Genomic DNA, 23,068 nt, shown 5'->3' with positions numbered 1-23,068 from the left:
CTATGATTCAATATATTAATAAGTTCATATTTAACAGACCAATAAATAATATTAAAATACAAATCAATTAATTACACCCAACGGGTTAAATAAATTTCCTCATATTTTTAATTATCCAACATACATAACGGCAGAGAACGCAGTAAGACAGTACACAAATGCAACAAGATTAATCAGGTATTTAAAAGTAATAATCGTTGCCATTTTTGGACTAATTGCTTATCAAACAATAAGACACACTAATGGACAAACAGAAGGACTAAGAGCTTGGTTTTTGCCATTGACAATGGGGCTGATTTTTATACCTCTACTTTATTTTTTAAGTAAATCATTTAAGACAAAATAAAGAGAAAAAAGTAAGCATTGGCTTTAGCAGCGGATTACATAGATTGCGACAAACGCGCTTTATTTGCTTTTAACTTTCCAACGAAATTTTACGGTAATCGAAAGATATCAGTTACAAAGTTCACCAATTTGCAAGTCGCGAGAAGCTATGTGAATGCTTAAAACAAATAATTCACAAAAAAAAATCGAACTAATTCATAAACAAGCATATTAAATGAAAAAGCAACTTAGTAACATAGCACAATGGGAGAAATATAGTGGGATTGTTGGCTTTTATAAGTTTCTCTTTACTTTTTTTGTTTTGGGAGTTTTATTTAGCCCTATTGTATTGCATTTGCTCAACCCTAATATTTGGGAACAATTAAAAAATAGTGATTTTAGCACATCACTAATTCCAGTACTATTTTTATGTTTTATATTTTCTATACTTCCATTTTTAATCGTTGGAATTATTCTGTGGTTTAAGAAGAATAAGGAATACAAATTACTTTTGACAAACGAAGAGAAATACAAAGACAGAGAAAGTAGAAATTGGCGAGGTAATGACAAAATATGGGATAAAGCTATTACATACAGTCCTTCAATTAGTATATTGATTGCATTACTAACTTTGCCATTTTTACTAGTACATAACGCACCAATACAAAATTCATATCCATTATATAGTTGCGCGATACTGCTATTGTTTGGCACACTATATTCCCTTTACCAATCATTCTACAGCAATATTTATAATGATAAATTATTTGTACCAAATCTTTTAAAAATTATTTTTATAATCGTTTTGCTTTTGGTTGTATTATCAGTAGTAATAGTATTATTTGGCATTAAAAATTAATGTTAGTAGTATCCTAAATAAATTTCTATGGAATTCACGGTAACAATCAAAAAACAAAAAACAAATATTAGAATTTTACTCGAAAAGCGTTAAGAAAACAAGATACTTTATCATAAAATATTTGAACGAAGTAAAAGCTTAAAAAGCCGAAAAGAACCCAACCAAGTTCAATTCAGTGAAAAGGAACTACAGACAGAATAATCAAAGCGTAGGGAAGAAATAACTAATTCAATAAGTAAACATCTTGTATAAAAAAGGTAGTCGGTCATTTGGTAGTATAGCAGATTGCGAATACTTAAAGTACCCTGCTACTCAAATTATCTTGATAATAAAGTCAACAAATCGAGCTGTTATCAAAATGCAATATAAGTCTGGAATAAAAAAGCACAAAATATATTTAAAATCAATCTATCATTAAAAGCAAAACGCTGCAGTAATCAGCAGCGTTTTATTTTTTATATTATATGAATTTGATTTTACTACAAAGTCGCCATATCAATCACAAAACGATATCTCACATCACCTTTAGTCATTCGATCATAAGCTTCATGAACATTTTTGATATCGATCATTTCAATATCTGAAACTATTCCATATTCTGCGCAGTAATCAAGCATTTCTTGCGTTTCTGGCAAACCACCAATCAAGGATCCCGCTAAACTTTTTCTACCACCTATTAAACTGAAAGCATGAATTTGGTACGGTGTTGGAGGCGCTCCTACACAAATATGAACTCCGTTTACACCTAATAAAGAAAGATATAAATTCAAATCATGTGCTGCAGAAACAGTATCCAAAATAAAATCAAAATAACCAGTCACGCTTTTTAACTGCTCTTCATCTTTAGTGACAATAAACTTATGTGCGCCTAATTTTTTAGCATCAGCTTCCTTTTCAGGAGAAGTACTTAAAACGGTGACTTCGGCTCCAAAAGCAACTCCGAATTTTACAGCCATGTGTCCTAAACCACCTAGTCCTAAAACAGCTAATTTATGTCCTTTCCCCACTTTCCAGTGTCTAAGTGGAGAATACGTTGTTATTCCCGCACAAAGCAATGGTGCTACTGCTGCTAAATTTAATTTATCTGATACATGAAGTACAAAATCTTCATGCACGACGATTGTATTGGAGTAACCACCATATGTTGGTGTTTTTCCATCTTGACCTAAAGCATTATAAGTTCCAGTACTTCCATTAGAACAAAACTGTTCTAAGCCTTCTTTACAATTATCGCAGGTTCTACACGAATCCACTAAACAACCAGTTCCAGCAAGATCTCCAACTTTGAACTTTTTGACATGGGTTCCAACTTTAACAACCTTCCCTACAATCTCATGACCGGGAACCATTGGATAAATTGCTCCTCCCCAATCGTCCTTTATTTGGTGCAAATCACTGTGGCAAACTCCGCAAAATTGTATGTCAAATTGCACATCGTGTGGCCCTACTTCTCGTCTTTCAAAACTCCACGGAGCTAAATCTGTTTTTGCATCCTGAACTGCATATCCTTTAGTTGGTATCATAATTTTTAATTTTTAATAAAATTATGAAATTATAAGTTTTATAGTGGTTTAGCTCTCATAATGTTTCCATAATATTACGTGAACGCTAATTATAAAAGCATGCCGTATAATTTTTTTTCGAGAAAAAAAGTAAAATCTATATATTGTTTTAATTTTTTATAAACGAATATCCTTCTTTATAAATCCGCTTTCACTGTTTTTCAGTATCTTTAAAAAAATTAAAATCATGAAAGATCAATCTTATAAAAATCACATTCGCTTTTATCCACCGCATCATTTTGTTTATTATCCTATTATAATGGCATTTCTGTCCTTTAGCATTTATTTCGCTTTTACAACGGCAGATGTATTGTTGTGGTCATTTATAAGTGCCATTTTTGTAGTGCTTTTTTGCCTTGCCTTTATGTTGAGACAACATTACGCATTAACATTACAAAATAGAATCGTACGTCTTGAATTAAGATACCGTTATCTTGCTGTAACAGGAAATAGATTGGAACTTATTGAAGATACATTAGATGATTCCCAATTATTTGCATTACGTTTTGCTCCAGATGAAGAACTCGCTGCACTGACGCAAAAAGCAGTAACAGAAAATCTATCAGGAGATACCATCAAAAAATCAATTAAGAATTGGAAGGGCGATTACGAAAGAGTTTAATATTCGAGAAGAATTCTGCTGATTAATTTGAACAGCACTTTAGAATTTGTTTCTTTGCTAGGAATCGAAAAATACAAAATGCCAGAATATTTTCTAGATATTGAATACGACAAAATTACTTACACTGAAGAGGAAGTTAATTTTAAAGAATTTGAATGCTGCACTTTTACAAATTGTAATTTCTCACAATGCGTATTTGTTGCAGTAACATTTATAGATTGTACTTTCAACAATTGTGTTTTTAGCGAAGCAAAAATTAATTATGTTGCTTTTAGAACCGTGTTTTTTAATGATTGCGAAATCAAAGATGTCAATTTTGCAATGTGTGATAAGCTAATTTTCGAAATCGCATTTAATAACTGTGTATTAGATTTTTCTAAGTTCTACACTTTAAAAATTAAAAGAACTTCCTTTACTGACTGCAGTCTTGTTGCAGTAGATTTTATGAGTACCGATTTGACCGAAGTTGTTTTTGATAACTGCGATTTATATCGAAGTGAGTTTGCCAAAGCCATAGCTAATAAAGCTAATTTTCAAACTAGTTACAATTACACCATTGATCCAACCAAAACTAAAATTAAGAAAGCTGTTTTTTCATTGGACGGAGTAAAAGGATTACTATACAAACATGATATTATAGTTCAATAATTATATATGTTCTAATTACTGAACTATTAAATATTATCCATGAATTGTTTCGCTCTTTCCGTAATTTGCGATTACAGATGCTTCAAATTCTATCCATTCTCGCCATCTTTTTTCTACGTCGATTCCAATTCCGTATTTACGAGCGTAAGTAATAAAGGTAGTATAATGTCCCGCTTCACTTTCCATTAAATCCCTGTAAAAAACAGACAACTCTTCGTCTTGAATATTTTCTGAAAGTACCTTAAAGCGCTCGCAACTTCTAGCTTCAATCATTGCAGAGAACAGCAATCGTTCCACTAAACTAGAAACTCGGCTGCCGTTACCGTTCTTTTTCATGTATAAATACAATTCATTTACATAATCGTCTTTGCGTTCGCGTCCCAGCTTTAATCCGCGTTTGATGATAATATTGTGAACTTGTTCAAAGTGATCAATTTCTTCTTTGGCTAAAGCCAAAAGATCCTGAACTAAATCCTGATGCTCAGAGTTATTAGTGATAATCGTAATTGCATTAGTAGCTGCTTTTTGCTCGCACCAAGCGTGATCCGTCAATATTTCTTCAATATTTTTTTCTACAATATTCACCCATCTAGGATCCGTTGGTAATTTTAATCTTAGTACAGACATAGTTTTAATCTTAAATTTATAAATAATAAAGTCGAAAATCAAATGCAAGAAAGAACAGATTAGTGTCTTTTTCAAGCTTTTGACTTTCGACTTTAAAAATTTTGAACTATTTGTTAGTATACGAATATAGCTCTTTCACTCATCATTTCGTTTACTTCACTAGCAACCGCTTCAATAACGTCTTCGTTAGTATGATCAACTAAAACTCTATCGATTAAATCAACTATAGTTTCCATATCTGATTCTACAAGACCACGAGTGGTAATTGCTGCAGTACCAACACGAATTCCTGAAGTAACAAATGGTGATTTGTCATCAAATGGAACCATATTTTTATTTACTGTAATTTCTGCTTTTACAAGAGCATTTTCAGCATCTTTCCCAGAAATGTTTTTATTTCTTAAATCGATCAACATCATGTGGTTGTCAGTTCCTCCAGAGATAATTTCGTATCCTCTTTTTACAAAAGCATCTGCCATAGCATTTGCATTCTTTTGTAATTGTAAAGCATAAGTAAAGAATTCATCTTTTAATGCTTCGCCAAAAGCAACAGCTTTAGCAGCGATAATGTGCATTAATGGACCACCTTGATTTCCAGGGAAAACAGCTAAATCTAATAATGAAGACATCATTCTTACATCCCCTTTTGGAGTAGTTAAACCAAATGGATTTGGAAAATCTTTCCCCATCATAATTAAACCACCACGAGGTCCACGTAAAGTTTTGTGAGTTGTAGTTGTAACAATATGACAATGAGGTAAAGGATCATTCATCAAACCTTTGGCGATAAGCCCAGCAGGATGAGAAATATCAGCTAATAAAATAGCACCTACACTATCAGCAATTACTCTAAAACGCTCAAAATCCATATCGCGAGAATAAGCCGAAGCTCCTGCAATAATCAATTTTGGTTGTTCTCTAGTTGCTATTTCTTGGATTTTATCATAATTCAACAATCCAGTTTCCTTATCTACACCATAAAAAGATGGAGTGTATAGGCGTCCTGAAAAATTTACTGGAGAACCGTGAGTCAAGTGACCACCGTGAGATAAGTCAAACCCTAAAATTTTGTCTCCTGGTTTAATACATGCATGGTAAACTGCAGTATTAGCTTGAGATCCAGAGTGTGGTTGCACGTTTGCATATTCAGCACCAAATAACTCTTTGGCTCTGTCAATTGCAATTTGCTCCACAACATCAACTACTTCACAACCTCCGTAGTATCTTTTGCCAGGATACCCTTCAGCATATTTGTTAGTTAAAACTGAACCAGCAGCTTCCATTACTTCGTCACTTACGAAGTTTTCTGAAGCAATAAGCTCTAATCCGTGAATTTGTCTTTCTTGTTCTTCTAGAATAAGGTCAAAAATTTGTTCGTCGCGTTGCATTTTTTTGATTTTCGTTAATTTGATGCAAAAATACGAAAAAACGTTTGGTTAATAGTTAGATTATAATATATTTGATGAGTAATTTTTTAACAAAATAATTAACAGAGTATGCCGATAACAGCTAACGATACAAATAGAAAATCATGGCTTGAAGTGCCTTTAAACAGTGATTTTCCCATACAAAACATACCTTTTGGAGTTTTTCTTACAAAAGAAAATGTTGTGACGGTAGGGACCCGAATAGGCGATTTTGCAATTGACCTAGGTGCTTTACAACAATTGAATTATTTTGAAGGTATCGAACTAACAGACGATATGTTCATGCAAGATACTTTGAATGATTTCATCTCAGACGGCCAAAAAACATGGCGCTTAGTTCGAAACAGAATTGCAGAACTTTTTGACGTAGAAAACTCAAAGTTACAAGACAACGAGAAAGATAAAGAAATTATAATTTTCAACATGGAAGATGTTGAAATGCAATTACCAGTACTTATTGGTGATTATACTGATTTTTACTCAAGTAAAGAACACGCTACTAATGTAGGTACAATGTTTCGTGATCCAGACAACGCACTTTTACCAAACTGGCTTCACATTCCTGTGGGCTATCACGGTAGAAGCTCAACAATTGTTCCATCTGGAATTCCGGTTCACAGACCAATGGGGCAAACGTTACCAAATGGCGAAACAAGTCCCGTTTTTGGACCTTCCCGTCTAGTGGATTTCGAATTAGAAACTGCCTTTATTACGACGGATGTAAATATAATGGGTGAAAATATTTTAGTAACCGAAGCTGAAGAGTATATTTTTGGTATGGTTTTACTAAATGACTGGAGCGCAAGAGACATTCAAAAATGGGAATATGTACCATTAGGTCCATTCTTAGCGAAGAGTTTTGCGTCGTCAATATCACCGTGGATTGTTACTATGGACGCTTTAGAGCCTTTTAAAACTAAAGGTCCTAAACAAGAGCCTACTCCACTTCCCTATTTACAGCAAAAAGGAAAACACTCATTTGACATTCATTTAGAAGTTGCAATCCAACCCGAAAAGGCTGAACCAACAGTGATTTCTCGTTCTAATTTCAAATATATGTATTGGACAATGAGTCAGCAATTAGCGCATCATACTTCTAACGGTTGTCGTGTTAATTCTGGCGATATGATGGGTTCAGGAACTATTTCAGGTCCTACTCCAGAAAGTTTTGGTTCGATGTTAGAACTAACTTGGGGAGGAAAAAATCCACTTAAATTAAATGACGGAACAGAACGTAAATTCATAAATGATAATGATACTGTTATTATGAAAGGATATTCTCAAAACGAAAATGTTCGTATAGGTTTTGGTGAAGTTTCAAGCAAATTATTACCAACATTTGTTCGAAAATAAAAAATACGATTATACTTATAAAACCTAACAATTATTCTATTTTTGTTAGGTTTTTTTTTGGCATTATTTTTGGTTTTTAGAAAAATAATGAGCAACCAAAAAACTAAATTTAATTACATAAATAGTGCAGCTTATGAAAAAAATTACACTCTTATTATCATTTTTTATTCTTTTTTCGGCATGTGGTGTGAAGCAAACACAGAATTTATTAAGCTCAGGTAATTACGACCAAGCAATTGATAATGCGATTCCGAACTTAAGAACTAATAAAGATAAAAAAGGAAAACAAGATTATGTTTACTTGTTAGAAGAGGCTTTCGCCAAAGCAAAAGAACGAGATTTAAATATGATTAGTCTATTGGCTAAAGATGCTAATCCTACGCAGTTGGAAAAAATGTACAATACTTATTTACAATTAAACCAACGCCAAGAAAAAATCAAGCCGATACTTCCATTACGATTGTTGAAAGAAGGTAGAAATGCGATATTTCCTTTCGAAAATTATAATGACCAAATAATAGATAGCAAAAATGCTTTGTCAGCTTACTTATTCGCTAATGCGAAAAAATTAATGGCAAGCGGTGATAAAATGAACTTTAGAAACGCTTATGATGATTTGGAATATTTAAATAAAATAAATCCAAATTATAAAAATGTAAAACAACTTCTAGAAGAATCATTATTTAAAGGATCTGATTATGTACTAGTTTACACTAAAAATGAAACTAACATGATTATTCCAGTTCGTCTGCAAAACGATTTATTGGATTTTAGCACGCTAGGATTAAACGATAAATGGACGGTATATCACAGTAATAAGCTGAAAAATATCAATTATGATTACGGTTTGATGATTAATTTTAGAAATATTTATATCTCAGCAGAACAAATAAAAGAGAGAGAATTTTCAAAGGAGCGTATTATTAAAGACGGATCTAAGAAACTGATTGATGCTAATGGTAAAGAAGTCTTCGATGTTAATGGAAAAGTTGTAATGGTGGATAATCTTCGAACAGTAAATGCGAGTATTTATGAATTCAAACAATTTAAATCATGCCAAATCACAGCTAAAATTGATTATGTAAATTATAGAAGCAATCAGTTATTAAAAACATTTCCAATAACTAGTGAATATATATTTGAGAATATTTATGCCACTTATAAAGGAGATAGACGAGCATCTGATGATAATTATTACTCTTATTTTGATAGAAAAGCAGTAGTTTTTCCTAGTACAGAACAAATGATTTACGATACTGGCGAGGATTTAAAATCAAAAATTAAAAGTATTATCACGCAAAATAGATTTAGAAATTAGTGGTTAAATACCATAAATAGTAATAAAGCTCCTTAATTATAAAACATCAAGGAGCTTTTTTTGTTTAGAGGTATTGAACAATGTGACAAAATTATGTTACAAAAATCAATTTTGTTATTGCGTTTAAAAAAAAAGTGTACTTTTGTCTCGATGAATAACAACAATATAAATATAACTCCTATCTCACGGACAAACAGACCTACGGCTTCACCCGAAGTACGGACGCTATAACTATAGTATCCAATAGTAATCTGTAATATTTTTATTCATTTTTCATTTTCTCGTTTTGAATTCAACCCTATTTTGTTTTGGATCATTATATCCAAAAACTAATCTTACGATATTTTTATTTTGCTTCAATTATATTTATTGCTTTACAATAAATGTTGTTTTAACTGGATTTTGTTGTTTGGTAAATTCATTTCAGAATCAATTTAATTTTACATTCTCTAACTCAAAATTCATCTCTTGAAATGAACATATCTATCAGTGTAACTCAGGAAGAACATTATAAATACTCGCAAGAAATATGCGATACCATTGAATTATCTGCTTTATTAAGAGGAACAGGAATTGCTAAAAGAACTCCTGCATATATTCAGAAAAAAATGGAAACCAACGATGCTGTTATTGCATTAATCGACGGAAAATTTGCAGGTTTTTGTTATATCGAATGTTGGCAACATGGCAAATTTGTAGCTCATTCTGGTTTAATAGTACATCCAGATTTTAGAAATTTAGGATTGGCAAAAAAAATTAAGTCGTTTGTATTTGATTATTCTCTTAAAAAATATCCCAATGCTAAAGTGTTTGGAATTACTACTGGTTTAGCGGTAATGAAAATTAATTCTGAATTAGGTTATAAACCTGTTCCTTTTTCTGAATTAACAACTGATCCCAGTTTTTGGAAAGGATGCCAAACCTGCACTAATTACGATATTTTAAAAAGTAAGGATAACAAAATGTGTTTGTGTACCGGAATGCTTTATGATCCAAAAGAAAAACCTAAAGATCCGCCTAAACATGCTTTCAACGTCCGGATTTGGAATCGCTTGAAAAAAATAAAACAAGCTTTGTTTTTAGAAGATTAATACTCTTCACAATACTCGTCGATACAAAGAGAGTTGAAAGAGAAAAAAATAATTAATAATACTCCGCCCACATTTAAATCTCTTAATCAGAGATTTTTAAAAATTACGAAGGCAGAGAAAAAAAATAAAATCATGAAAAAAGTTGTATTAGCTTATAGTGGAGGATTGGATACGTCTTATTGCCTAAAATATTTAAAGAATGAAAAAGGATACGAAGTTCACACCGTTCTTATAAATACTGGGGGATTTGATGATGAAGAACTAACTGCTATTGAAGAAAGAGCATACGAATTAGGAAGTGCACAACATACAAATTTGACTATTGTAGATAAATACTATGATAAAGCTATTAAGTACTTAATTTATGGAAACGTTTTAAAAAACAATACGTATCCATTATCAGTAAGTGCTGAACGTGTTTTTCAAGCAATGGAAGCTATTAAATATGCAAAATCTGTTGGTGCTAGCGCTATTGCTCATGGAAGTACTGGCGCAGGCAATGACCAAATCCGTTTTGATTTAATTTTCCAAACCATCGCTCCTGAAATAGAGATCATCACTCCTATTCGTGATTTGAAATTATCTAGACAAGAAGAAGTAGATTATTTAGCAAAAAATGGAGTTCATTATTCTTGGGAAAAAGCGCAATACTCTATAAATAAAGGACTTTGGGGAACTAGCGTTGGTGGAAAAGAGACTCTAACATCTGGACAGGCACTTCCTAACGAAGCGTATCCTTCACAGTTGCAAAAAGAAGGCGAAGAAAAAGTAACATTAGAATTTAAAAAAGGGGAAATAATTGCTGTAAATGGTAAAAAAGACAAACCTTCTAACAATATTGTGGCTTTAGAAAAGCTTGCCAATGCTTACGCAATCGGTAGAGATATTCACGTAGGTGATACTATTATAGGAATCAAAGGAAGAGTTGGATTTGAAGCAGCCGCTCCTTTAATTATCATCAAAGCGCACCATTTATTAGAAAAACATACTTTAGGTAAATGGCAACAATACTGGAAAGAACAACTAGGAAACTGGTACGGAATGTTATTTCACGAAGGTCAATTTCTTGATCCAATTATGAGAAATATTGAAACTTTCCTTGAGGATACTCAAAAGACAGTAAATGGAACAGTAACAGTAACTCTAAAACCATATCATTTTTCACTTGACGGAATTGAATCTGAAAATGACTTAATGAATACTAGTTTTGGTCAATATGGGGAGATGAATAATGCTTGGACATCTGACGATGCTAAGGGATTTATCAAAATTCTTGGAAATGCTCAAAATATATTTTCATCAGTAAACGATCTAAATTATGATTAATGTTGGAATAATAGGTGGCTCAGGATATACTGCGGGCGAACTCATCAGAATATTGATGTTTCATCCAAATGCTATTCTTGATTTTGTTTACAGTACTACAAATGCTGGAAAACCACTTTCGGTAGCGCATCATGATTTGTTGGGCGACATCGAAATGAATTTTACTGATACCGTAAATCCAAACGTAAATGTGTTATTCTTGTGTTTGGGTCATGGAAAATCGAAATCATTTTTAGAGCAAAACCAATTTGCAAGTCATACTAAAATCATTGATTTAGGAAATGATTTCCGTTTAACTAAAGACAAAGAATTCGAAGGAAAATCTTTCGTTTATGGACTTCCGGAATTGAACAAAACAGCTATTAAAAACGCCCAGTTTATTGCAAATCCAGGCTGTTTTGCAACCGCTATTCAATTAGCGTTATTGCCTTTGGCGAAAGCCAAGTTATTGAAAGACGATATCCATATTAATGCTACAACCGGAAGTACTGGAGCTGGAGTTTCGCCTTCTGAAACGACACATTTTAGTTGGAGATCGAATAATATGTCGCATTACAAAGCTTTTGATCACCAACATTTGGGAGAAATAAACCAAAGTGTCAATCAACTGCAAGCAAATTATACAGACGAACTAATTTTCGTTCCTAATAGAGGAGATTTTGCCAGAGGAATTTTTGCCACTTTATACACTACAGTCGAAGAAAGTCTAGAAGAAATCCTAGCAAAATATGAAGCTTTTTATAAAGATCAACCTTTTGTAACTGTTACTACAACTGGCATCAACATGAAGCAAGTAGTACAAACAAATAAATGTATTATTAGCTTGATGAAAAAAGGCAATTGCTTACTCATTACTTCAATTATTGATAATTTAGTAAAAGGAGCCTCGGGACAAGCGATACAGAACATGAATTTAATGTTTGGTTTAGACGAAAGCACAGGATTGCATTTAAAGCCATCAGGTTTTTAATTTTTCAGTTTTTAATGATAAATTTTAAATTCTAAATTTAAAAAAGCGATTCATTTAAAATTCATAATTCAACATTTAAAATAATTTATAATGAACTTATTTGACGTTTACCCATTATACGATATTACTCCTGTAAAAGCACTAGATTGCGCTATTGTGGACGAAAAAGGAATTGAATATTTAGATTTATACGGTGGTCATGGAGTAATTTCCATTGGTCATACACATCCACACTATGTTGATAAGCTAAAAGATCAATTGGACAATATTGGTTTTTATTCTAATGCGATTCAGAATCCTTTGCAGTTAGAATTAGCACATAAATTAGGTAGACTATCAGGTTTAGAGGATTATACATTATTCCTTTGTAGTTCTGGGGCTGAAGCCAATGAAAACGCTTTGAAACTAGCTTCATTTCACAATAATAAATCGCGTGTGATTGCTTTTGATAATGCATTTCACGGAAGAACTTCGGCAGCAGTTGCAGTTACCGATAACAAAAAAATCGTCGCACCCATAAATGCGCAACAAGTGGTTACCTTTTTACCATTGAATAATATAGCTCTGGTAGAAGCCGAACTGAAAAAAGGAGACGTTTCTTCTGTTATTATCGAAGGAATTCAAGGTGTTGGTGGTTTAGACCAAGGAACAACGGAATTTTTTCAAGCATTGGAAAAAATATGTATGGCTTACGATGTAGTTTTGATTTTGGATGAAGTGCAATCTGGATATGGAAGAAGTGGAAAGTTTTTCGCACACCAACATCATAACATCAAAGCAGATATTATTTGCTTAGCGAAAGGAATGGGAAATGGATTTCCTATTGGTGGCATTTTAATTGCTCCAAAATTCAAAGCGAGTTATGGCCTTTTAGGAACTACTTTTGGTGGAAACCATTTAGCTTGTGCTGCTGGAATAGCAGTTTTGGATGTGATCGAAAGCGAGAAATTAATGGATAACGTAAATAAAATTTACGCCTACTTTTTAGAAGCAATCAAACAAATTCCTGAGGTAATTCAAGTAAAAGGAAGAGGATTAATGTTAGGTGTCGAATTTGATTTTGACGTAAGTGCACTTCGTAAAAAAATGATTGTAGACAAACATATTTTTACAGGAAACGCCAACAATAAAAACTTATTAAGAATTCTTCCGCCATTGACAATCAACAAAGAAGCACTAGACACTTTTATTAAAGCTTTAAAAGAAAGTGTAGCTGAATTAAAGTAAATCAGAAATTTGCTGCGTAAAGTCTTTGACTTTGAAGCAGTGATAAAAGATATATAATCGAATATAAAAATAAGTTTAAAGCAGTCAAACACATTCTAAAAGTCTGGAACTTTCAGAAGTGAAAAAATTTTTTTTTGCGTGAGGGATAGCAGCGAAAATCCTTTTTTAGTGATTGTAGCTTTAGCTGAAATTAATAAAAAAGATTGCAGAGAATAGCCCGACTCGAAATTGCGAGAAGGAACGACAAAGCAAAATGAGGGTCACGCCCAAATAGATAAACAAACAATTATGAACCATTTACTATCAATAGAAAAGCGAGATTCGGTTTTAAGCAGAATGGCGGAACTTTTAGAACAAGAAAGAACCAATATTAAAACCATCAATCAACAGGATATCAATAATTATTCTGGTGATGATTTGGCGATGGAAAAACGCTTGTTAGTTGATGATGCTAAAATTGACGGAATGATTTTATCGCTTCAGCAATTAGCGAGTCAAGATGATCCTATTGGTGTCGAACGTTTTAATTTTGATCATGCTAATGGTATGAAAATCATCAATAAAACGGCTGCTTTTGGAACAATACTGATAATTTATGAATCTAGACCAGACGTTACAGTTGAAGCAGGCGGAATTGCTTTTAAATCAGGCAACAAAATTTTACTAAAAGGCGGAAAAGAATCTTTACTATCGAATTTGAAAATTGTCGAATTATGGCACCAAGCTTTAAAGGAAAACAATATTTCAGCAGAATGGGTAGAGTATTTGAATTATAATCGCGAAGAAACGCAGGCTTTTTTAGAAAAACCAACGCAGAAAGTAGATTTAATTATTCCTCGTGGTGGCGAAAAATTAATTGCGTTTGTAAAAAAACACGCTACCTGTCCCGTAATCATAAGTGGTCGAGGAAATAATTTTGTTTATGTAAATGCTGAAGCTGATTTAGACCAAGCACTCGCTATTATAATAAACGGAAAAACCTCAAACATATCAGTTTGCAACGCTTTAGATAAAGTATTAATTGATACTAATTTACCTAATTGGGAAGTCTTTGCAAAACAAATAATAGCCGAATTACAACACAAAAATGTGATTGTTTTAGGAGATGAAAACATTTCTAAAATATCGAATGTTCCCCAAATTAAATCCGATTTAATTTGGCACGAAGAGTTTTTAGATTATAAAATTGTAATTGGAACCACAAATTCTGATCAAGAGGCTATTGATAAAATTAATAAATATTGTGGCGGACATTCGGCCTCAATTATAACTAAAAACGATGCTGTTGCTCAAAATTTTATGGATAATGTCGATACTGCAGCAGTTTATCAAAACGCCTCTACCCGATTTACAGATGGAGGACAGTTTGGTCTTGGAGGCGAATTAGCAATTAGTACTGATAAATTACACCAGCGGGGACCAATTGGATTACAACATTTGGTTACTAATAAATGGTATGTTTACGGAGATGGGCAAATACGATAGTAGTCAATGAACAGTTATTATTGTTCAATTTTAAACATTCTCAACTACTATATAAGAATTTAAAAAAGCTTTGTGACTTTTGCGTTAATAAAGGATAAATTAAACTTTGTGCCCTTTGTGGTTAAACAATTATGGCTAAGAAAAGAATATTATTAAAGTTAGGAAGTAATACTTTAACTAAGGAAACCAATCATATTTCGAGAGGAAAAATTGAAGATATCGGAGTACAAATAGCTGAATTACAAGAAGATTATGAATTTATAATTGTGAGTTCTGGAGCAATTGCAGCAGCCAAACAATTTGTAAAACTTGAAAATCAGGATAAAGATGTTTTTGTAAAACAGGCATTAGCTTCGATTGGTCAGCCCCATTTAATGCGGATTTATCATGAAAGCTTTAGCGATTTAGGATTATTGATTTCGCAGTGCTTGCTATCTTATTCTGATTTTGAAAAAGAGCAATCTAAAGTTAATATTGTCAACACGATTAATGTGCTAGTTAAGAATAATTATATCCCAATCATTAACGAAAACGATACTGTGGCAACCGACGAAATTCGCTTTGGTGATAATGATAAATTAGCGGCACTAACAGCAGTTCTATTAAAAGCTGATATTTTAATCATAGCAACCAATACAAACGGGATTTACAGAAAATCATCAATCAACAATGCTAATCCAGAAACAATTCCATTGGTTACTGATTTGCAATTGATGGAAAAAGAAATAGGAGATTCTAAATCATCTCACGGAACTGGCGGAATGCAATCAAAAATTGAAGCCACTGCTATCGCAAAAGCAGCTAATATTGAAACTTGGATTATTAATGGACTGGAAGATAATTTTATACTGAAAGCTTTGAAAAACGAAATTCCATTTACAAAAATCATATAAATACTAAAATGAACTACATCTCAATACAAAATATAGATTTGCTTGAAAAGTGGGTCAAACAAGCATTAAAAATTAAGAAAAAACCTTTAAAAAACAAAAAACTAGGTAAGAACAAAACCTTAGGAATGTTGTTTTTTAATTCTAGTTTAAGAACGCGTTTGAGCACTCAAAAAGCAGCATTAAATTTAGGAATGAACGTGATGGTTATGAATTTTACTACCGAAGGTTGGACACTTGAATTTGAAGATGGCGCCGTTATGAACTCGGGCTCATCTGAACATATTAAAGAAGCTGCAGCAGTTGTGTCTCAATATTGCGATATCATTGCAATTAGAGCTTTTGCAGGTTTAATTGACAAAGAAAAAGACAATGCAGAAATAGTTCTTAGCGGTTTCTTAAAACACGCTACTGTTCCTATTGTTAATATGGAAAGTGCAACAGGACATCCATTACAGTCATTAGCAGATGCAATCACAATGGCTGAATACAAAACAAAGCACAGACCTAAAGTAGTTCTTTCGTGGGCTCCGCATCCAAAAGCATTGCCACAAGCTGTCGCTAATTCTTTCGTTGAAATGATGCAGTTACAAGATGCTGAATTTGTAATAACTCATCCTGAAGGATACGAACTCAACTCTGAAATCACAAAACATTCTACGATTGAATATGACCAAAATAAAGCCTTTGAAAATGCTGATTTTATCTACACCAAAAACTGGAGTAACTACAACGAATATGGTAAAATCACAAATTCAGACTCAAATTGGACTGTAACTGCTGAAAAAATGAAACTAACTAATAATGCTAAATTCATGCATTGTTTACCGGTAAGGAGAAATGTAATTGTAACAGATGAAGTACTAGACAGCGAAAATTCAATTGTGATTGAACAAGCTAATAATAGGACTTATGCAGCACAGTTAGTGTTGCAAAAAATATTAAAATCCTCCCCAACCCCTCCGAAGGAGGGGCTTTTTAAAAGTAAATCAGCAAAATAAGAAATTGTACTATGACTATACAATCACAAACCTCCAATATTCAAGACCCAACTCCCTCTCCTGTTTTTGCGAGGAACGAAGCAATGGAGAGTCCCAAAACTCCAGGAGGGGTGAGGATAATTAAAATTGGCGGCAACATTATCGACAATCCAGTAGAATTAGCACAATTCTTAGCTGACTTTTCTAAAATTGAAGGTTACAAAGTTCTTGTGCATGGTGGTGGAAAATCAGCTACTAAAATGGCAGAAAGTATAGGTTTTACTCCGCAAATGATTGATGGTAGACGAATTACGGATGCGCCAATGCTCGATGTTGCTGTGATGATTTATGCAGGACAAATCAATAAAAATATCGTTGCTCAATTACAAGCTAATCATTGTAATGCAATTGGATTTTCTGGCGCTGATGGTAATTTGATTCAATCTGAAAAAAGAAACCATCCAACAATCGATTACGGTTTTGTGGGTGATGTCAAATATGTGAATGGTGAATTATTAAGTAGTTTGCTTTCTAATGGAATCATTCCTGTTTTTTGTGCGATAACACATGATGGAAAAGGTCAATTATTAAACACAAATGCCGATACGATTGCGAGTGAATTAGCCATTGCTTTATCAAACAGATATGAAGTTACTTTAAATTATTGTTTCGAAAAACCCGGAGTTCTATATGATTCGGATGACGATTCTTCAGTTATTGAAGTGATGAATAAAGAATTATATTCGAAATTAAAAAATGATAAAGTAATACATTCAGGGATGATTCCAAAACTGGATAACTGTTTCAACAGCTTAACCAAAGGAGTTCAGAAAATAAAAATTGGTCATCACAAGATGCTGAATAATGAAAATACAATTTGTACGACTATAGAATTATAAAATAGTAGACACGGTTTTTACAATTTTACAAAGATTTAAAGTTTTGCGCCCTTGTTATTTCGTGGCAAAAATATCGCCTTTATGGCAAAATAATAAAATATGAAAAGTATAGAGATCCTAACGCAAGAAGCTATTGCATTATTAAAATCGCTAATTGAAACACCTTCCTTTTCAAGTGAAGAGGATCAAACGGCCATTTTAATCGAAAATTGGTTCACACAAAATGATATTCCTTTCGAAAGAGAAAATAATAATGTTTGGGCTTTCAATAAGCATTTTGATAAAAACAAACCTACGCTCTTACTAAATTCGCATCATGATACGGTAAAACCAAATCAAGGTTATACTAATGATCCTTTTAAAGCATTCGTTGAAAACGGAAAACTATTTGGCCTAGGAAGTAATGATGCTGGCGGCTGTTTGGTTTCTTTACTAGCGACTTTTGTCCATTTCTATTCAAATGAAAACCTTAGTTATAATATTGTTATAGTAGCTTCCGCGGAAGAAGAAAGTAGCGGAAAAAAGGGTTTAAATAGTGTTTTAAAACATTTACCAGAACTCGACTGTGCCATTGTGGGAGAACCAACATTGATGCAATTAGCTGTGGCCGAAAAAGGATTACTAGTTCTAGATATTATTGTAAAAGGAACTGCAAGTCACGCAGCTCACAATAATCTAGACAATCCTATCTACAATGCAATTCCCGTAATTGAATGGTTCAACAGCTTTAAATTCGAGAAAATATCTGATGTTTTAGGTCCTGTAAAAATGACCGTAACCGCTATTAATGCTGGAAAACAACACAATGTAGTACCATCACAATGCGATTTAGTGATCGATATAAGAGTTAATGATTGCTATAATAATTCCGAAATTTTAGAAATAGTAATAAAGCATGTAAACGCTGAAGTAAATCCACGTTCTATGCACTTAAACGCTTCTTCAATTCCATTAAATCATGGCTTAGTAAAAGCAGGAATCGCTTTAGGAAGAACAACCTACGGCTCACCTACCCTTTCAGATCAATCGGTTTTAAGTTGCAAATCTTTAAAACTAGGACCTGGCGAAACACTGCGTTCACATTCAGCTGACGAATTTATCTATATTAGCGAAATTGAGGAAGGTATTCAATTGTATATTAAAATATTGGAGGATTTCTTTAGGAGCTAATCCCGCAATCCGCTGTATCTTTCCTTGCCTAAAGACGGCAAGCAAAGGATGCCGCTACTGTCGGGGCTAGGAAGTATAGGAAATTAAGAGAATTCCAACTATTCTAGAAATTCGAGCAATTCAAAAAATAAAAACTTCGCGAATCTCTGAGTAATCTCCGAGTATCTTTGCGGAACAATAAAAATACAACTATGAAACTTTGGGAAAAAGGAATACCAACAGATAAACAAATCGAGCAGTTCACTGTTGGAAACGATAGAGAATTAGATTTAGTTCTAGCTAGATATGATTCATTAGGTTCTATTGCACATGCTAAAATGTTGGGACAAATTGGTCTTTTAACAGAATCAGAAACACTTTCTTTAGTTTTAGCTTTAGAGGATATTATAATAGATGTGGAGAATGGCAATTTCGAAATAGAAGATAGCTTTGAAGACGTACATTCTAAAATCGAATATTTGCTGACGGCAAAACTAGGCGATGCTGGAAAAAAAATTCACACGGCTCGTTCACGTAATGATCAAGTTTTAGTTGACGTGAATTTATATCTAAAAGACGTTGTAAAAGAATTTAAAAGCCAGGTAAAAACGCTTTTTGATATACTGATGCAATTAGCAGAGAAACATCAGAATGTTTTATTACCAGGATATACGCATTTACAAATTGCAATGCCATCATCTTTTGGAATGTGGTTTTCCGCTTATGCTGAAACTTTGATTGATGATATTACAATGTTAAACGCAGCACTGAAAATCGTGGACCAAAATCCATTAGGTTCCGCTGCGGGATATGGAAGCTCCTTCCCTATTGATAGAACGTTCACAACTAAAGAATTAGGTTTCGAAACCCTCAAATACAATTCTGTTGCGGCTCAAATGAGCCGAGGAAAGTCAGAGAAAACGGTTGCATTTGCTATGAGCAGTGTTGCAGCAACTTTGGCCAAATTCTCTATGGATGTGTGTTTGTATATGAGTCAGAATTTTGATTTTATCAGCCTACCAGCTCATCTTACAACGGGTTCGAGCATAATGCCTCACAAGAAAAACCCAGATGTTTTTGAATTGATTCGCGGAAAATGCAACAAAATTCAAGCTTTGCCATACGAAATTACTTTGATCACGAATAATCTTCCAAGTGGCTATCACAGAGATTTACAACTATTGAAAGAAGGATTATTTCCAGCCATTCAAAATTTAAAAGCTTGTTTGGATATTGCTATATTTTCGATAAAAGACATTACAGTTAAAGAAGGTATTTTAAACGATAAAAAATACGATTATTTGTTTACAGTGGATTCTTTAAATGAGATGGTTGTTGCTGGAATGCCTTTTAGAGATGCTTATAAAGCTGTTGCAGAACAATTGGAAAATGGTACATTTCAATCACCAAAAGAAACTAAGCACACTCATGAAGGTAGTATTAATAATTTATGTTTGAATGAAATTAAAGAAAAAATGAAAAGTGCTTATTAATCGTTTCTAAATACATTAGAGCGCATTGAGATTCTTAATGCGCTTTTTTAATCTATAATTTACTTACATTTGGTTTACTAATCTAAGCTAAATGGAAAATATTCATCAAAGGGCTACCCAAACTCTTTTTGATAAACAGTTAATTACAGAAGAGCAACATGAACAAATTGTAAGCTATAGAAGCTTAAATATATTTTCCTTAAATGCAGAATTAAAAATTTTTCTTTACTTATCTGTACTATTGTTCACTTCTGGAATTGGAATTTTAATTTATCAAAATATTGATACAATTGGGCATTCCATAATCATTTCATTAATTTCAATTGTTACTGTAGTGTGTTATTACTTTAGTTTCAAAAGAGCTCCCGCATTTAATAAAAGTCAGACGTATTTTGAAAGTCCGGTAATGGAATATATTGTCCTTACTGCTAATTTACTCACTTGTATATTAATAGGTTATTTACAAATTCAATTCAATACTTTTGGAACTCATTACGGTCTAGCAACAATAATCCCAACTACAATAGGATTGTTTTCAGGTTATTATTTTGATAACAAGAACGTACTTTCCATCGCAATCACAGGATTAGCTGCTTACATAGGATTAACTGTTTCACCACAATCCCTTTTGCAAAATGAAATCTATAATACAGATTCTCTAAGTTACGCTGCCATTGGGTTAGGTGTAGTATTAATTTTGTGGAATTATTATAGTTCTATAATCAAACTCAAAACACATTTTGCATTAATATTTTTAACTTTTGCACTTCATCTTATTAGTATTTCATGCATTAATAATATTATTGATAGCGATTACTATTTAGTATTTTCTGTAATTTTGGGATTATCAACCTATTTTTTCTACATATCTAGTTACAAAATCAGGTCTATTTCTTTATTTATTTTCGCAGTTCTTTATGGCTTTATAGGCTTAAATATTACGCTATTTAAAATTATTGACTATATGAATTTGACGGATATTTTTGAATTCATTTTGGTCCTTAGTCCATTTTATTTCATTGGAGCGATTATTCTGTTTATAATGATGATTAAAAAATTTAATTCCGAAATTAAAAAATGATAGCATTAGAAAAAATAAAAGTAGAAAATCAGCTGTTAGTTGAGGAAGCGCACGCGCTTTATAAAGCTAGATTTATATCAGAAGAACAATTTAAGATTGTTCAGAAATCACATCCCACACCTAAAAAACAGAAAAACATTTTGCTCCGTCTTGGGTTTGCGTTTTTAGGAATTCTCTTATATTCTTCTATTTGCGGATTTATTTCACTTTTGGGATTATCTTTTATAGATGATAGTTTTGAAGTGTTTCTTTTTATTTTCGCGGCTGTTGGTTTTGCTGGAGCCGAGTTTTTTGCAAAACAAAATTACTCTGAACAAGGACTAGACGATAGCTTTCTCATCGGTGCTCAATTACTTTTAGCAGGAGCGATAGCAACAGTCACTGATGGTTACGAAATGATCATAGCGTTATTTGCCACAATCGTTTCTGTACTAACGTATTTGAGATATATAAATCGAGCGTCAGTTGTGATTTTTTGTACTGCAAGCACAGCCACTATTGCCTTCAGTTTATTTGAGATAGGAGTCATTGGTAAAAGTATTTTACCGTTTGTTTTAATGATTTACGGAATAGGGCTTTATTTCATCTGCGATAAAATTGCCATAAATTTACAATTCCCGTTTTATCAAAAAGGAATACTTTTAGTAAAATATTTTGGTCTTATTTTATTTTACTTCTCTGGAAATTATTTAATAGTTCGTGAACTTTCAGTAGAATTGTTAGGAAGCGAAATTCCAACTAACTCTGATATTTCATTTGCCTGGTTTTTCTACGCTTTCACTTTTATAGTTCCCACTACGTATATATTTTATGGTGTAAAACTACTTGATCGCGCATTAGTGTGGATTGGTTTCTTGTGCTTTGTTTTTGCATTATATACAGTAGACTTTTACTTTTTAGAAGTAGCAGGGGAAATATATTTAATTACAGCAGGATTACTTCTTTTCGCAATAGCATATTTTAGCATTAAAAAGTTAAAAGATAAAAAAGAAGGCATAACATTTCAACCGGATCGATTTATCAATTCAAGTGACTTTCTTCACACTGAAGCTTTAATTCTAACTTCTCAATTTGGCTTAAAGCCAGAGACGACAATAGACTCTCCTATGGAATTTGGAGGTGGAGGATTTAGTGGTGGAGGTTCTACTGGAGGCTACTAAAAACAAAAAATCCACAAAGTCAATACAAATATTAACATTGTGGATTTGAGCATTATGATACTTAAAGTTTAGTTGCTAATGCTTCAGCGTCTATCTCGTTATGTGAAACATTGTAAACAGCTTTGCCATCTTTAATTAAAATTAATTGAGGCGATTGATGTGCTACACCAAAACGATTTGCAATTTCATTAGAAACATCGCGATGCGAAATTAAGTCTAAAAAATAAAGAGTAACTTTATCTGAGCTATTAAACTCGTTTTCAAACTGTTTCAGTGCCATCCTACTGATACTACAACGGGTGCTGTGTTTAAAAATCGCAACCGGCTTTTCAGCTGATATTGAACTAATTTCATTTAACTGACCTAAATCATTAAGTTCGATCCAATCAATTTTGCTTTCTTTTGCTCCACTGTCGTCTGAACTGCTAAAAATGTTTTTAAAAAAACTCATAATTGTCTTATTTTAAGACAGTTTGACATTTAAACATGATAATAATCATGAAAATTCTGTCAATTTGTCCGTATTTTTGTGATGGAATATAAATTGAATACTAAAATTCAAAGTTAGTAAAATAAC

General features: G+C 32.7%; 21 protein-coding genes. 17 read left to right on the top strand and 4 right to left on the bottom strand.

The window, feature by feature from the left end; genetic code table 11:
* Positions 1-559 precede the first annotated feature (559 nt).
* A complete protein-coding gene (locus tag RCH19_RS11195; RefSeq protein WP_343023292.1) occupies positions 560-1,183 on the top strand; it encodes a hypothetical protein in 624 nt (207 codons plus the stop codon).
* 479 nt (positions 1,184-1,662) lie between these two features.
* Here RCH19_RS11195 and RCH19_RS11190 read toward each other — a convergent pair whose 3' ends face one another.
* Complete coding sequence (locus RCH19_RS11190) at positions 1,663-2,706, bottom strand: NAD(P)-dependent alcohol dehydrogenase (RefSeq protein WP_343023291.1); 1,044 nt, start codon at positions 2,704-2,706, stop codon at positions 1,663-1,665.
* Between the two features lie 226 nt (positions 2,707-2,932).
* Here RCH19_RS11190 and RCH19_RS11185 point away from each other — a divergent pair, with 226 nt between their 5' ends.
* A complete protein-coding gene (locus tag RCH19_RS11185) occupies positions 2,933-3,367 on the top strand; it encodes a DUF6526 family protein (RefSeq protein ID WP_343023290.1) in 435 nt (144 codons plus the stop codon).
* Between the two features lie 78 nt (positions 3,368-3,445).
* On the top strand, positions 3,446-4,015 hold the full coding sequence (locus RCH19_RS11180) for a pentapeptide repeat-containing protein (RefSeq protein WP_343023294.1): 570 nt from the start codon (positions 3,446-3,448) through the stop codon (positions 4,013-4,015).
* Positions 4,016-4,048: 33 nt separating this feature from the next.
* Here RCH19_RS11180 and RCH19_RS11175 read toward each other — a convergent pair whose 3' ends face one another.
* Complete coding sequence (locus RCH19_RS11175) at positions 4,049-4,642, bottom strand: tRNA-(ms[2]io[6]A)-hydroxylase (protein WP_343023289.1); 594 nt, start codon at positions 4,640-4,642, stop codon at positions 4,049-4,051.
* Between the two features lie 113 nt (positions 4,643-4,755).
* Entirely contained in the window at positions 4,756-6,030 is a 1,275-nt protein-coding gene (gene glyA / locus RCH19_RS11170) for a serine hydroxymethyltransferase (protein WP_343023288.1), read from the bottom strand.
* Between the two features lie 108 nt (positions 6,031-6,138).
* On the opposite strand from glyA, the gene fahA reads away from it, so the two are divergent.
* From fahA to RCH19_RS11100, 14 genes are all read left to right on the top strand, one after another.
* Entirely contained in the window at positions 6,139-7,422 is a 1,284-nt protein-coding gene (fahA, locus tag RCH19_RS11165) for a fumarylacetoacetase (RefSeq protein WP_343023287.1), read from the top strand.
* Positions 7,423-7,555: 133 nt separating this feature from the next.
* On the top strand, positions 7,556-8,740 hold the full coding sequence (locus RCH19_RS11160) for a hypothetical protein (RefSeq protein WP_343023286.1): 1,185 nt from the start codon (positions 7,556-7,558) through the stop codon (positions 8,738-8,740).
* Between the two features lie 473 nt (positions 8,741-9,213).
* Complete coding sequence (locus RCH19_RS11155) at positions 9,214-9,831, top strand: GNAT family N-acetyltransferase (RefSeq protein WP_343023285.1); 618 nt, start codon at positions 9,214-9,216, stop codon at positions 9,829-9,831.
* A 132-nt stretch (positions 9,832-9,963) separates the two neighbouring features.
* On the top strand, positions 9,964-11,157 hold the full coding sequence (locus RCH19_RS11150; RefSeq protein ID WP_343023284.1) for an argininosuccinate synthase domain-containing protein: 1,194 nt from the start codon (positions 9,964-9,966) through the stop codon (positions 11,155-11,157).
* Entirely contained in the window at positions 11,150-12,127 is a 978-nt protein-coding gene (gene argC / locus RCH19_RS11145; protein ID WP_343023283.1) for an N-acetyl-gamma-glutamyl-phosphate reductase, read from the top strand. The genes RCH19_RS11150 and argC overlap by 8 nt, the downstream gene beginning before the upstream one ends.
* 90 nt (positions 12,128-12,217) lie before the next feature.
* Entirely contained in the window at positions 12,218-13,354 is a 1,137-nt protein-coding gene (locus RCH19_RS11140; protein WP_343023282.1) for an aminotransferase class III-fold pyridoxal phosphate-dependent enzyme, read from the top strand.
* 288 nt (positions 13,355-13,642) lie between these two features.
* Complete coding sequence (locus tag RCH19_RS11135) at positions 13,643-14,839, top strand: glutamate-5-semialdehyde dehydrogenase (RefSeq protein WP_343023281.1); 1,197 nt, start codon at positions 13,643-13,645, stop codon at positions 14,837-14,839.
* Positions 14,840-14,970: 131 nt separating this feature from the next.
* Positions 14,971-15,732: a glutamate 5-kinase gene (gene proB, locus RCH19_RS11130; RefSeq protein WP_343023280.1), complete on the top strand. Its 762-nt coding sequence runs from the start codon at positions 14,971-14,973 to the stop codon at positions 15,730-15,732.
* Between the two features lie 8 nt (positions 15,733-15,740).
* Positions 15,741-16,730, top strand: coding sequence for an N-acetylornithine carbamoyltransferase (locus RCH19_RS11125; RefSeq protein WP_343023279.1), 990 nt, complete (start codon positions 15,741-15,743; stop codon positions 16,728-16,730).
* Positions 16,731-16,813: 83 nt separating this feature from the next.
* Positions 16,814-17,608 (top strand): acetylglutamate kinase, encoded by a 795-nt coding sequence (gene argB / locus RCH19_RS11120; RefSeq protein ID WP_343023293.1) that lies wholly within the window; start codon positions 16,814-16,816, stop codon positions 17,606-17,608.
* A 99-nt stretch (positions 17,609-17,707) separates the two neighbouring features.
* Positions 17,708-18,778, top strand: coding sequence for a M20 family metallo-hydrolase (locus tag RCH19_RS11115; RefSeq protein WP_343023278.1), 1,071 nt, complete (start codon positions 17,708-17,710; stop codon positions 18,776-18,778).
* Positions 18,779-18,969: 191 nt separating this feature from the next.
* Positions 18,970-20,250, top strand: coding sequence for an argininosuccinate lyase (gene argH / locus RCH19_RS11110; protein ID WP_343023277.1), 1,281 nt, complete (start codon positions 18,970-18,972; stop codon positions 20,248-20,250).
* Positions 20,251-20,341: 91 nt separating this feature from the next.
* A complete protein-coding gene (locus tag RCH19_RS11105; protein ID WP_343023276.1) occupies positions 20,342-21,331 on the top strand; it encodes a DUF2157 domain-containing protein in 990 nt (329 codons plus the stop codon).
* Entirely contained in the window at positions 21,328-22,491 is a 1,164-nt protein-coding gene (locus tag RCH19_RS11100; protein ID WP_343023275.1) for a hypothetical protein, read from the top strand. Before RCH19_RS11105 ends, RCH19_RS11100 begins: the two co-directional genes overlap by 4 nt.
* Positions 22,492-22,552: 61 nt before the next feature.
* Here the strand turns inward: RCH19_RS11100 and ytxJ are convergent, their stop codons facing one another.
* Positions 22,553-22,942, bottom strand: a complete 390-nt coding sequence (gene ytxJ, locus RCH19_RS11095; RefSeq protein WP_343023274.1) for a bacillithiol system redox-active protein YtxJ — start codon at positions 22,940-22,942, stop codon at positions 22,553-22,555.
* Positions 22,943-23,068: the final 126 nt, after the last annotated feature.

Source organism: Flavobacterium sp. PL12 (assembly GCF_039123485.1).
Lineage (GTDB): Bacteria > Bacteroidota > Bacteroidia > Flavobacteriales > Flavobacteriaceae > Flavobacterium > Flavobacterium weaverense.
This window is presented reverse-complemented; position numbering and strand designations above follow the sequence as displayed.

Coding starts and splice junctions, on each gene's coding strand:
- argH (WP_343023277.1), top strand. CDS start 18,970: ATGAAACTTTGGGAAAAAGGAATACCAACAGATAAACAAATCGAGCAG.
- ytxJ (WP_343023274.1), bottom strand. CDS start 22,942: ATGAGTTTTTTTAAAAACATTTTTAGCAGTTCAGACGACAGTGGAGCA.
- RCH19_RS11150 (WP_343023284.1), top strand. CDS start 9,964: ATGAAAAAAGTTGTATTAGCTTATAGTGGAGGATTGGATACGTCTTAT.
- RCH19_RS11135 (WP_343023281.1), top strand. CDS start 13,643: ATGAACCATTTACTATCAATAGAAAAGCGAGATTCGGTTTTAAGCAGA.
- RCH19_RS11180 (WP_343023294.1), top strand. CDS start 3,446: ATGCCAGAATATTTTCTAGATATTGAATACGACAAAATTACTTACACT.
- RCH19_RS11125 (WP_343023279.1), top strand. CDS start 15,741: ATGAACTACATCTCAATACAAAATATAGATTTGCTTGAAAAGTGGGTC.
- fahA (WP_343023287.1), top strand. CDS start 6,139: ATGCCGATAACAGCTAACGATACAAATAGAAAATCATGGCTTGAAGTG.
- RCH19_RS11100 (WP_343023275.1), top strand. CDS start 21,328: ATGATAGCATTAGAAAAAATAAAAGTAGAAAATCAGCTGTTAGTTGAG.
- RCH19_RS11155 (WP_343023285.1), top strand. CDS start 9,214: ATGAACATATCTATCAGTGTAACTCAGGAAGAACATTATAAATACTCG.
- RCH19_RS11115 (WP_343023278.1), top strand. CDS start 17,708: ATGAAAAGTATAGAGATCCTAACGCAAGAAGCTATTGCATTATTAAAA.
- RCH19_RS11105 (WP_343023276.1), top strand. CDS start 20,342: ATGGAAAATATTCATCAAAGGGCTACCCAAACTCTTTTTGATAAACAG.
- glyA (WP_343023288.1), bottom strand. CDS start 6,030: ATGCAACGCGACGAACAAATTTTTGACCTTATTCTAGAAGAACAAGAA.
- RCH19_RS11185 (WP_343023290.1), top strand. CDS start 2,933: ATGAAAGATCAATCTTATAAAAATCACATTCGCTTTTATCCACCGCAT.
- argB (WP_343023293.1), top strand. CDS start 16,814: ATGGAGAGTCCCAAAACTCCAGGAGGGGTGAGGATAATTAAAATTGGC.
- RCH19_RS11175 (WP_343023289.1), bottom strand. CDS start 4,642: ATGTCTGTACTAAGATTAAAATTACCAACGGATCCTAGATGGGTGAAT.
- RCH19_RS11190 (WP_343023291.1), bottom strand. CDS start 2,706: ATGATACCAACTAAAGGATATGCAGTTCAGGATGCAAAAACAGATTTA.
- RCH19_RS11140 (WP_343023282.1), top strand. CDS start 12,218: ATGAACTTATTTGACGTTTACCCATTATACGATATTACTCCTGTAAAA.
- argC (WP_343023283.1), top strand. CDS start 11,150: ATGATTAATGTTGGAATAATAGGTGGCTCAGGATATACTGCGGGCGAA.
- proB (WP_343023280.1), top strand. CDS start 14,971: ATGGCTAAGAAAAGAATATTATTAAAGTTAGGAAGTAATACTTTAACT.
- RCH19_RS11160 (WP_343023286.1), top strand. CDS start 7,556: ATGAAAAAAATTACACTCTTATTATCATTTTTTATTCTTTTTTCGGCA.
- RCH19_RS11195 (WP_343023292.1), top strand. CDS start 560: ATGAAAAAGCAACTTAGTAACATAGCACAATGGGAGAAATATAGTGGG.